This window comes from Kitasatospora sp. NPDC032757, assembly GCF_055579305.1.
Genome location: NZ_JBVINN010000041.1, coordinates 52,603 through 63,685, shown reverse-complemented (window position 1 = coordinate 63,685; position 11,083 = coordinate 52,603). Strand labels below are relative to the sequence as shown.

General features: G+C 74.5%; 4 protein-coding genes. All 4 read right to left on the bottom strand.

Annotated features, from left to right (window positions below; all coding sequences use genetic code 11):
- Positions 1-35: 35 nt before the first annotated feature.
- The 4 genes from ACZ5WK_RS32525 to ACZ5WK_RS32510 all read right to left on the bottom strand — a co-directional run bounded on the left by ACZ5WK_RS32525 (position 36) and on the right by ACZ5WK_RS32510 (position 11,019).
- Positions 36-230, bottom strand: a complete 195-nt coding sequence (locus tag ACZ5WK_RS32525; RefSeq protein ID WP_465552855.1) for an MbtH family protein — start codon at positions 228-230, stop codon at positions 36-38.
- A gap of 67 nt (positions 231-297) precedes the next feature.
- Positions 298-6,600 (bottom strand): amino acid adenylation domain-containing protein, encoded by a 6,303-nt coding sequence (locus tag ACZ5WK_RS32520; RefSeq protein ID WP_465552853.1) that lies wholly within the window; start codon positions 6,598-6,600, stop codon positions 298-300.
- A gap of 5 nt (positions 6,601-6,605) precedes the next feature.
- Positions 6,606-9,248: a condensation domain-containing protein gene (locus ACZ5WK_RS32515; protein WP_465552851.1), complete on the bottom strand. Its 2,643-nt coding sequence runs from the start codon at positions 9,246-9,248 to the stop codon at positions 6,606-6,608.
- The gene (locus ACZ5WK_RS32510; RefSeq protein WP_465552849.1) at positions 9,238-11,019 is read right to left on the bottom strand and encodes a carbamoyltransferase family protein; all 1,782 of its coding nucleotides are present in this window, start codon (positions 11,017-11,019) and stop codon (positions 9,238-9,240) included. Before ACZ5WK_RS32510 ends, ACZ5WK_RS32515 begins: the two co-directional genes overlap by 11 nt.
- Positions 11,020-11,083: the final 64 nt, after the last annotated feature.

Genomic DNA, 11,083 nt, shown 5'->3' with positions numbered 1-11,083 from the left:
AGATGTACCTCCAACTCCGTCCCGAACGACCGTGATCAGGCGCTGCGCAGGCTCTTGGGCCGCATGTCGGTCCAGTTCCGCTCGATCCACTCCAGGCAGTCCGGCTTCTTGCCCCGGGCACCGGCGTCCAGCCAGCCGGCCGGGTTCTCCCGGTCCTCGGGCCAGATCGAGTACTGCTCCTCGTCGTTCACCACGACCTTGTAGTCCAGGTCGAGTTCGTCGTTGGACATGGCAACCTCCACGGCGCAATGGGTTGGGATGACAAGTGGTGTTTCTTGCAAGGATCTTGATGAAGCGTCAGGCGGAGAGGCGGTGCGCGAGTTCCGCGACCGTGGGGTGGAGCTGGACGTCGACCGGCTTGAGCGGGAGGCCGAGTTCGCGCTTGATCCGGAAGGCGATCTGCACGGCCCGGATGGAGTCGCCGCCGAGGTCGAAGAAGTCGTCCTCCGCGCCGACGCGCTCCACCTGGAGGATCTCCGCCCACACCCGGGCCAGGGCCTCCTCCAGCGGGGTCCGCGGCGCCACGTGCCCGGCCGGGTCGGCAGCGGAGCGGACGGGCGCCGGCAACGCGGCGCGGTCCACCTTGCCGCTCGGCGACAGCGGCAGCGCGTCCAGCACCACCACCGCCGAGGGCACCATGTACGCCGGCAGCCGGCGGCCCAGCCAGGCGCGCACCTCGTCGGCCGAGACCGGGGTGGAGGCGGCCGGGACGACGTACCCCACCAGCCGGCGCTCCGCGCCCTCGCCGAGCGCCGTGGCGGCGCCGGCGGCGACCCCGGGGTGCGCCCGCAGGTGCGACTCGACCTCGCCGAGCTCGATCCGCAGGCCGCGGATCTTCACCTGGTCGTCGGTGCGCCCCAGGTACTCGAGTGCGCCGGCCGCCGTCCGGCGGGCGACGTCGCCGGTCCGGTAGAGGCGTGCCCCGGGCACCTCGCCGAACGGGTCGGGGACGAAGCGCTCGGCGGTCAGGCCCGGCCGTCCCAGGTACCCGCGGGCCACGCCGGCGCCGCCGACGCAGAGCTCCCCGCGGGCCCCGGGCGGCACCGGCCGTCCGGTCCCGTCCAGGACGTGGGCGACGGCGCCGGGGACGGCCCGGCCGATCAGGACGTCGCCGTCCGCGGCGCATTGGTGGGCGGTCGCGTAGACGGTGGCCTCGGTCGGGCCGTAGGCGTTGACCAGCTCGGCCACCGCGGCCCAGCGCGCGGCCAGTGGCGCCGGCAGCGCCTCGCCGGCGACGACGACCCGGCGCAGCGCGGGCAGGTCGCCGGGCTCCAGGCCGGCCAGGACGCTCGGCGGCATCGAGATGACGGTCGGCCGGTGCGCGCGGATCGCCGCGACCAGCCCCTCGCCGACGCGGTCGGCCCCGCCGGGGGAGACGACGAAGGTGGCGCCGGTGGTGAGGGCGGACACGAGGTCCGCGACGGACACGTCGAAGCTCAGCGACGCGAACTGGAGGAGCCGGTCGTCGGGCCGCAGGGCCATGACCTCGTCCGTGACGGCCACCAGGTTGTCCAGCGACCGCCACTCGACCTCGACCCCCTTGGGCGTGCCGGTGGAGCCCGAGGTGTAGATGACGTAGGCGGGTTCGGCGGCCTCCGGGCGGACGGGCCCGGTGTGGGCTGCGTCCGTCGCCCGGGTGGTCTCGACGGTGCGCCAGGGGCCGTCCGGGATGCGGCTGGCGGAGTCGGGGTCGGTGAGGACGAGCGGGACGTCCGCGTCCTTGAGGACGAACTCGATCCGCCCCGCGGGGTAGTCGGGGTCGAGCGGGACGTAGGCGGCGCCGAGCCGCCACACGGCGAGGACGGCGGCGACCATGTCGACGGTGCGGCCGAGGCAGAGCCCGGCGCGGTCGCCGCGTCCCACTCCGGCTCCGGCGAGCAGGGCGGCGAGTTGGGCCGCGCGTTCGTCGAGTCCGCGGTAGGTCAGCCGGCCGCCCGCCGCGTCGGCGACGGCGAGGCCGTCACCGTTCGCGGCCACCTGCGCCGCGAACCGCTCCAGGACGCCCTGCGGCGCGACGGCCCCGGTGCGCGGCCCGGCCGGCGCCGCGACCGGTCCGGTCAGCTCGCCCGCCCGGTCGGTGAGATCGCCGGTCAGCTCGCCGAGCTCGCCCTCCGGGTCGGTGACCAGCGACTCGACGGCCCGGACGTGCTGTTCGGCGATCTCGTCGACCTGGGCCGGGCTCAGCAGGCCGGCGTCGTAGTCGATGCACAGCTGCAGGCCGTCCGTCAGCGGGTTGCGGAAGAACGTGACGGTGAGCGGGACGTCGGCCGGCTCCACCCGGCGGCTGGCGGTCAGTTCGCCCAGGCCGCCGAGCAGGTCCGCGTGTGCGCCGTCGCCCATGGTGTCGCGCATGACGTGGAAGTTGTTGAACGTGAAGTTCGTCGTGAACAGGTCGCGCCCGCCGGCGAGCTGCCGGATCCGGGCCAGCGGCATCCGGCGGTGGGGCAGGATCCGGGCCTCCGCCTCGAAGACCCGGCGGACCAGGTCGGAGCGGCGCCCGCCGCCCACCGCGAGCCGGAACGGCACGGTGTTGAGGAACAGCCCGCGGGCCTCCGTCCCGCCGGTCTCCTCCAGCCGGCCGTTGAGCGTGACCCCGCAGCAGACGTCGTCGAGGCCGGTCTGCGCCGCGATCACCTGGAGATGCGCCGCGAGCAGGACGGTCTTCTCCGGCACGCCGAGGCGCTTGGCGAGCGCCCCGACCCGCGGGCCCAGGCCGGCCGGGAGGTGCGCGTCGCGCCAGCCGTACCCGCCGACCACGCCGCTGGCGCCGTCGCCGCGCAGTTCCCGGCCGGCGGGCCGGGGCGCCGGCCCGGCGAGCGCCGGGAGCTCCGGAAGGGTGTGCCCGGCGAGCGTCTCGGACCAGAACCGCCGGGCCTCGGGCGAGGCCGAGGCCTGCTGCTCCAGGGCGACGAAGTCGCGGTAGGCCGAGGCCGGGGGCGGGAGCTGCGCCAGGCCCTCGCCGTCCAGGAGCCGGGTGTAGTGCAGGAGGATCTCGGTGATCGTCGACCACAGGCTCCAGCCGTCGAGGATGGAGTGGTGCTCGACCAGCGTCCACTGGAAGCTGTCGTCGGTGAGCACCTGGACGGCGAAGCGCAGCAGCGGCGGCCGTTCCAGGTCGAACGGGCGGCGCTCCCGCTCCATCAGCTCGTCGACGGCCCGGTCCTGCTCCGCCGGCGCCAGCGCCCGCAGGTCCTCGACGAGGATCGGTGGGTCGGCCTGGCGGTGGACGAGTTGCAGCGGTTCGCCGTAGCTCGTCAGGTCGAATCCGGTCCGCAGCACGGGGTGCCGGGCGACCACGGCCCGGACGGAGCGGCGGAAAGCCTCCTCGTCGAACCGGTACGGCAGTCGGTAGCTCGCGGCGTTGACGTAGGGGAGGACCTGGAGGTCGGACGCCATGTGGTAGATCATCCCGACCTGCAGCGCCGTCATGGGGTAGGCGTCCTCGAGCTCGGACTCGGGGCCGTCGCCGATCCGGGCCCGGTCGGCGGCGGAGAGGAGCTGGAACGGCTCGGTGCGCGCGCGGTCGCCGGCCGTGTCGGCGGCGGCGGCGAGGTCGGCGAGGGTGCGGTGCTCGTAGATCTGGGCGACGGCGATGCCGAGCCCGCGCCCGCGGGCGACCGCGGCCACCTGCACGGCGCGGATGGAGTCGCCGCCGAGGTCGAAGAAGCCGTCGTTCGTTCCGACCTTCTCGACCTGGAGGATCTCGGCCCAGATCCCGGAGAGGATCTCCTCGGCCGGGGTGCGCGGCGCCACGTATGCGGTGGCGTCGCCGGAGAACTCCGGCGCGGGCAGGGCGGCGTGGTCGGTCTTCCCGTTCCGGGTCAGCGGCAGCGCGTCCAGGGCCACGATCGCGGCGGGGACCATGTAGGCGGGCAGGTGGACGGCGGCGAAGTCGCGCAGCTCGCGGGAGTCCGCCCCGTCGGGGCAGGCCGCGTAGGCGACGAGCCGGCGGTCGCCGGGGGTGTCCTCGCGGACGACCACGGTGACGCCCCGGACGGACGGGTGCCGGCCGATCGCGGCCGCCACCTCGCCGAGTTCGATCCGGAAGCCGCGGATCTTCACCTGGTCGTCGTTGCGGCCGAGGTACTCGAGTTCGCCGGTGGCGGTCCAGCGGGCGAGGTCGCCGCTGCGGTACAGGCGGGCGCCGGGCACGTCGGTGAACGGGTCGGGGACGAAGCGCTGGGCGGTGAGGCCGGGGCGTCCGAGGTAGCCCCGGGCCACGGCATCGCCGCCGACGTACAGTTCGCCCTGCACGCCGACCGGCACCGGCTCGCCGTGGCCGTCCAGGACGAGCGCCCGGTAGCCCGGGAGGGCCCGGCCGATCGGGCTGCTGCTGGCGCCGGTCCGCTTCTCGTCCAGGACCTGCCAGGTGACGTGGACGGTGGTCTCGGTGATGCCGTACATGTTGACGAGGACGGGGCTGTCGGGCGTGTGCCGGCGCCACCAGGTGCGGACGGAGGCCAGGTCGAGCGCCTCGCCGCCGAACACGACCAGGCGCAGGGCCAGTTCGTCCCGCGGCCGGCGTTCCTCCTCGGCCACGAGCTGGCGGAACGCGGAGGGCGTCTGGTTCAGGACGGTGACGCGCTCGCGGACCAGCAGGTCGAGGAAGGCCGCGGGGTCGCGCGTCACGTCGCGCGGGACGACCACCACGCGCCCGCCGTGGGCGAGGGCGCCCCAGATCTCCCACACCGAGAAGTCGAAGGCGAAGGAGTGGAACAGCGACCAGACGTCGGTGTCACGGAGGCCGACGGTCTGCTCGCCGGCGTCCAGCAGCGCGGCGAGGTTGCCGTGGGTGACCTCGACGCCCTTCGGCCTGCCGGTGGAGCCCGAGGTGTAGATGACGTAGGCGGGTTCGCCGGCCTCCGGGCCGACGGATCCGGTGTGGACGGCGTCCGTCGCCTGGGAGGTGACGAGCGTGCGCCAGGGGCCGGCCGGGACGCTCCCGGCGGTGTCGGGGTCGGCCAGGACGAGCGGGACCCGGGCGTCGCCGAGGACGTACGCGATCCGGTCCGTGGGGTTGTCGGGGTCGACGGGGACGTAGGCGGCGCCGAGCCGCCAGGCGGCGAGGACGGCGGCGGCCATGTCGGCGGTGCGGCCGAGGCACAGCCCGATGCGGTCGCCGCGGCCCACTCCGGCCCCGGCGAGCAGCGCGGCGAGCTGGGCCGCGCGCTCGTCGAGCCCGCGGTAGGTCAGCTGCGCACCGGTGCCGTCGGTGACCGCGACGCGGTCACCGGCCGCCGCCACCTGCGCGGCGAACCGCTCCATCGCGGACGACCGCACCCGCGGTGCCGGTGCCGCCCCGACGAGCTCCGCCCGCTCCTCGGCCGACAGCAGTCCGGCCCGCGCCACGCGTGCGTCCGGCTCGGCCAGGAGAGTCCCGAGCAGCCGGCACCAGTGCCCCGCCAGGCGCCCGACCAGCTCCGCGTCGATCAGCTCGGTCCGGTGCTCGGCCTCGATCTCGATCCGCTCGCCGTCGTCGTTGACGTTCCAGGTGAGGTCGAACTTGGCGGACTCGGTGTTCACCGGGACGTGGGCGGTCTCCAGTCCCGGCATCCGCGGCGCCGCGTGCCCGTGGGCGTAGCCGAACAGGATCCGGAACAGCGGCGAGCCGTCCCGGTCGGTGCCGAGCCGCCGGGCGAGGTCCTCCAGGGCGACGTCCTGGTGCTCCAGGGCGTCGATGAACGCGTCCCGGGCGGTGCCGAGCAGCCCGGCGAAGTCGGTGTCCGGGCCGGCGGTGATCCGCAGCGGGACCACCTTGACCAGGCAGTCCACCAGCCGGTCCGTCCGCGGATCGTCCCGGCCTGCCAGCGACGTCCCGATGACGAGGTCCTGCTGCCCGGAGTAGCGGGTGAGCAGCGCGGCGAACCCGGCGAGGAGCGTCATGGCGGGGCTCACCCGGTGGGTCCGGCTGAACGTGCGGACCGCGGCGGAGAGGGAGTCCGGCAGGGTGAACCGGGATGTCGTGCCCCGGTTGGTGCGGGCCGTTGCCCGGCGTCCGGAGCCGAGCAGCTCCGTCGCCGCGGGGGCGTCGCGCAGCGTCCGCTCCCAGAAGGCGAGGTTCTCCTCGGCCGTGGCGGCGTCCACCGGCGGGAGCCCGGGCGCCGGCGGCACCTCGTCGGGCACGGGCGCGGGGTCCGCACCGGCCCGGTAGTGGGCGGCGAGCTCCTCCAGCAGGACGTTCACCGACCAGCCGTCGCTCACGAGGTGGTGGGACACCAGCAGCAGGAAGTACTCGTCCTCGGCGTACCGGATGACGGACACCCGCAGGAGGGCGTCGGTGGCGACGGCGAAGGGACGCGCGATCTCCTCGGCCATCGCTTGCCGGGCCGCCGCCTCGTCCGGAAGCCGGAGTTCGCGGACGGGGATGTCGGTGTGGTCGAGGACGGTCCGGCGGGGGAGGCCGGCGACGGAGGCGAACCTCGTCCGCAGCGCGGGGTGGCGGCGGACGAGCGCCTCGACGGCGTCCCGCAGCCCGTTCGGGGACAGCTCGCCCCGCAGGTGGAGCGCGACCGGCACGTTGTAGACCGGCTGCCCCGGGTTGACCTGCTCGGCCAGCCAGATGCTCCGCTGCGTCGGCGAGACGGGTAGCGAGTGGGTCATGACGCTCAACTTTCCTGATCGGCGGTCTGCCGCTGCCGCTGCCGGTGCACGTCCGCCCGCGCCAGCCGGATGACCCTGACGGTCCTGTGCAGGCCCGGGAGATCGGGCTCGTGCGCTTCGATGTACGCCGCCAGCGCGGCGACCGTCCCGTCGACGAGCAGGACGCGCAGCGGCACCGTGACGGACAGCTCGCGCCGCACCCGCGCCACGATCCGCGTCGCGGTCAGCGAGTAGCCGCCGAGCGCGAAGAAGTCCTGGTCGGCGCCGACGGCGTCCACGCCGAGCTCGTCGGCCCAGATGTCGGCCAGGACGGTTTCGAGGGCGGCGCGCCGGCTGGAGGCCGGGGCCGGTTCGGCGGCCGCCTGCTCCTGCTGGGGAACGGCCCCGGGGTCCGCGGCGGTCCGGTCCGGCGCGACCGGCTCCCCGGCGGGCAGCCACTGGTCGGCCCGCAGCTCCGGATCCCGCACCACGGCCGCGAGGAGCGACAGGTAGTGCTCGACGAACCGGGCGATGCGCGCGGCGTCGTAGCGGTCGGCCCGGTACTCGACGTTGCCGATGGTCCCCGACGTGGTGGACTCCAGCGTCACCATCAGCCCGAACTTCGCCGAGCGGACCCGGACGGGCACCTCCTCGGCCGCGGCGCCCGGGAGCGTGAGCCGCACCGGGTCGACGTTCAGCAGCTCGAAGATGACCGAGGTCAGCGGCGAGCCCTGGGCGCCGTGGACCCGCCGCTCCCGCAGGGCGGTCTCCAGCGGGTAGTCCTGGTGCACGTAGGCGTCGATGACGGTGGTCCGGGCGCGGTCCAGGAGCTCACGGAACGGGAGTCCGTCGGCCAGCCCGGTGCGCAGCTGCACGAGGTTGACGAACGAGCCGACCAGCGCTTCGAGTTGCGGGTGGCTGCGGCCGGCCACGGAGGTGCCGACGGTGAGGTCGTGCTGGCCCGAGTAGCGGTGGAGCAGCCCGAGGAACCCGGCGTAGAGCACCATGAACGGGGTCGTGCCGCTGCGCCGGCCGAGGGCCTCGACCTCGCCGAGCAGCCCGGCGGGTATCTCGAAGCGGTGGCAGCCGCTGCGCAGGCCGGGGCCGGCGTCGGAGAGGTGCAGTGCCGTCAGGTCCACCTCGGGGGCGCCGACGACGCTCTCCCGCCAGTGGTCCTGCAGCGCGGGCAGCCGCTCGGCCAGCACGTCCCGGTGCCAGGCCGCGTAGTCCAGGTAGCCGGTGCGCGGCCCGTCGTCCGGCGCGGTCGCCCGGCCTGCGTACAGCGTGCCGAGCTCGTCGACGAGATGGGCCAGCGACCACTGGTCGCAGACGATGTGGTGGACGACGAGGAGGAAGGCCCAGTCGTCGTCGGCGAGGCGCACGAGCACCGCGCGCAGCGCGTTCCCGGCCAGGTCGAAGGGCGCGTTGACGGTGTGCTCGACCAGCGCGGCGAGGGCCTCCTCGTCGGGTCCGGGCAGCTCGACGGTCTCGAAGGGGGCCGCCGAGACCGGGGCGACGGTCTGGACGGGGCCGCCGTCCGACTCCGTGATCCGCAGCCGCAGCGCCTCGTGACGCCGCACCAGCTCGTCCAGGGCCCGCCGCAGCGCCTCCGGGTCCACCGTGCCGCGCAGCCGCCAGTACAGCGGGAAGTTGTACTGCGCCGCGCCCGGGTTGAGCTGTTCGGCGAGCCAGATCCCGGTCTGCGCGGAGCTGAGAGGGTGGGCGCCGCCGGTCGGTGCCGTGGGGATCGGCCGTACCGTCGCGGGCGAGGCCCGGTCGATCCAGTCGGCGAGCGCGGACAGCACAGGGTGGTGGAAGAGGTCCTCCACGGTGAGCTCGACGCTGAAGACGGTGCCCACCCGCATGGCGACCCGAGCGGCCAGCAGAGAGTGCCCGCCCAGGGCGAAGAAGTCGGAGCCGGCGTCGATCTCGGCGGGGGAGACGTCCAGCACCTCGGCCCAGACGCCCGCCAGGAGGTCCTCGGTGGCGGTCAGTTCGGGGAGGCCGGGCGTCGCCGGGGCGGCCTCCGCCGCGTCCGGGCCCGCGCTCTCCTCGACGTCGAGCAGGGGCAGGTCCGGCGAGTCCCGGAGCACGGCCAGCACCTGCCGGACGTCCTCGCAGAAGGCCGTCACACCGGCGGGGTCATAGAGGTCGCGGTCGAACTCGCAGCCGGCCTCCTTGCGGTCCGGGTCGAGGCTGAGCACCAGGTCCCGGTCGGCGAGCTGGGATTCGATGCCCCGCCACTCCTCGGCCGGGCGCCCGAACAGCACCGCGACGCCTGAGCGCCCGGCGGACTCCTGCCCGGCTTCGGGTTCGAGTCCGGTTTCGAGCTCGGCGTCCAGCCGGCCGAGGGTCACCGTCGCGGCGGCCCGGCCGCCCAGGTCGACCTCGACGTCGAGGAGTCGGGCCGGCCCCAGGAGCGTGCCGACCGCGAGCGCGGTGCGGCCGCGGTGGTGGCGGGCGGCCAGGGCGGCGGCGACTGCGGCGACCGCTACCGTCTGCGCCTCGACCCCGTACCGGGCCGAGACCTCCGCGAGGCACTCGGCGAAGGCGGCGCCGTCGACGCTCACCGACGCGCGCCGGAACTGCGGCACCGGCGGCCGCGGCCGGTCGGGCGGCAGGGTCGCGTGGGCGGCCGGCTGCCGGGGCTGGATGAGGCTAGCCGACATCGGCGATCGACTCCTTGGCGTCCTTGACGATGAGGGTGCGGCCGAGGACGAGGGCGTCCAGCTTCGAGCGCAGGAAGGTGCGCAGGGCCTCCTGCGGGGTCGCGATGACCGGCTGGCCGCGCAGGTTGAAGGAGGTGTTCAGCACCACCGGGGTGCCGGTGCGGCGGCCGAAGGCGCCGATCAGCTCGAAGAACCGCGGGTTGCTCTCGGGGTGGAGCACCTGGACGCGGGCGCTGCCGTCGACGTGGGTCACCGCGCCGAGGTTCTCGCGGTGCTCGGCGCGGGTCTGCGTCACGAACAGCATGTGGGCGTACCGGCTTTCGGTGCCGGGGGCGATCTCGAAGTACTCGGTGGCGTCCTGGACGCGGACCACCGGCGCGAACGGCCGGAAGCTCTCGCGCTCCTTGACCACCTCGTTCAGGCGGTCGCGCATGGCCTCGGTCCGGGGGTCGGCGATGATGCTGCGGTTGCCGAGCGCGCGGGGGCCGAACTCCATCCGGCCCTGGACCCACGCGGTGATGCAGCCGTCGGCCAGGAGCTCCGAGACGCGCTCGACGAGGTCGGCGTCGGTGGCGAACTCCTCGACGGTGCAGCCCTCCGGCTCGCCGACCGCCGCCGCCAGCTCCTCGTCCGAGAAGCCGGGCCCCCAGTACGGCATGGACATCCGGCCGGCCCGGGAGGACGCGGCGGCGTCTGTCGCGAGCGCCGCGCCGATCGCGGTGCCGTCGTCGCTGGAGGCCGGCTGGACGAAGATGTCGTCGAACAGACGGCTGCGCGACACGAGGCCGTTGAGCGTGCAGTTCAGCGCGACACCGCCGGCCAGGCAGAGCCGGCTCAACCCGGTGCGCTCCCGGGCCGCGCGCAGGACGTGCAGCATCGCCTGCTCGGTGATCGCCTGCAGGCCCGCGGCGATGTCGGCGTGGTCCTGGGTCGAGGGCTGCCCCGGGAGCCGGGCGGGGCCGAGCACGGCCGCCAGCTCGCGCAGGACGCCCTCGTGGGTCTCGTGCTCGAAGGCCGTGCGGTCCCGGGCCAGCACGGGGACGGTGTACGTGCCGTCCTCCCGCAGCCGCACCATGGCGGCGAAGCGGTCGTAGTAGCGCTGCGGGTCGCCGTACGGCGCGAGGCCCATCACCTTGTACTCGTCCATGAAGGGGACGAAGCCGAGGTGGTGGGTGACCAGGCTGTAGAGAATCCCGACCGAGTGCATCGCCGGGATGGTCTGGAGCACCTCGATGTCCGCGCCCCTGCCGACCGCGACGGTGAGGCTCTCCGACTCGCCCATCCCGTCGCTCACCACGATCAGCGACTCCTCGAACCCGCTGGGGTAGAAGGTGCTGGCGGCGTGGGCCAGGTGGTGCGGGACGGGCCGGAAGCGGTCGCCCCAGGGCCGGCCGGGCAGGAACTTCTCGGCCAGCGCGAGCTGCGACTCCGTCGAGTACACCTCGCGGAACCTGGCCGAGGAGTAGGGGCTCTCGAAGCTGCCGGCCGGCTCCCCGTAGGCGAAGCCGTGCGCCAGGACGTCGATGTCATCGGGCCCCAGACCGGCCTGCGCCAGGCAGAACTCGATCGCGTTGACGGGGAACGACCCGGTGGTCTTCTCCCCCGTGAACCGCTCCTCCGCGGCGGCGGCCACCACCTCGCCGTCGATCACCAGGGCCGCCGCCGAGTCGTAGCCCTGGGCGAACCTGTGCAGCCGGGTATCGAGCCCGGGGAAAGCCTCCCGCTTGAATTCCAGGCCGCCGTTCAGCCCGCTGTAGCCGAGGACGCGCATAGTTCCCAACCTCACCGTCGATGCCACGCGAAATTGTTCGGCTCTCACGCTAGGCCGGGAAAGC

Bases quoted from the DNA above. Each gene is read 5' to 3' on its own strand.
- ACZ5WK_RS32525 (WP_465552855.1), bottom strand. From the start codon at position 230: ATGTCCAACGACGAACTCGACCTGGACTACAAGGTCGTGGTGAACGAC.
- ACZ5WK_RS32515 (WP_465552851.1), bottom strand. From the start codon at position 9,248: ATGTCGGCTAGCCTCATCCAGCCCCGGCAGCCGGCCGCCCACGCGACC.
- ACZ5WK_RS32510 (WP_465552849.1), bottom strand. From the start codon at position 11,019: ATGCGCGTCCTCGGCTACAGCGGGCTGAACGGCGGCCTGGAATTCAAG.
- ACZ5WK_RS32520 (WP_465552853.1), bottom strand. From the start codon at position 6,600: ATGACCCACTCGCTACCCGTCTCGCCGACGCAGCGGAGCATCTGGCTG.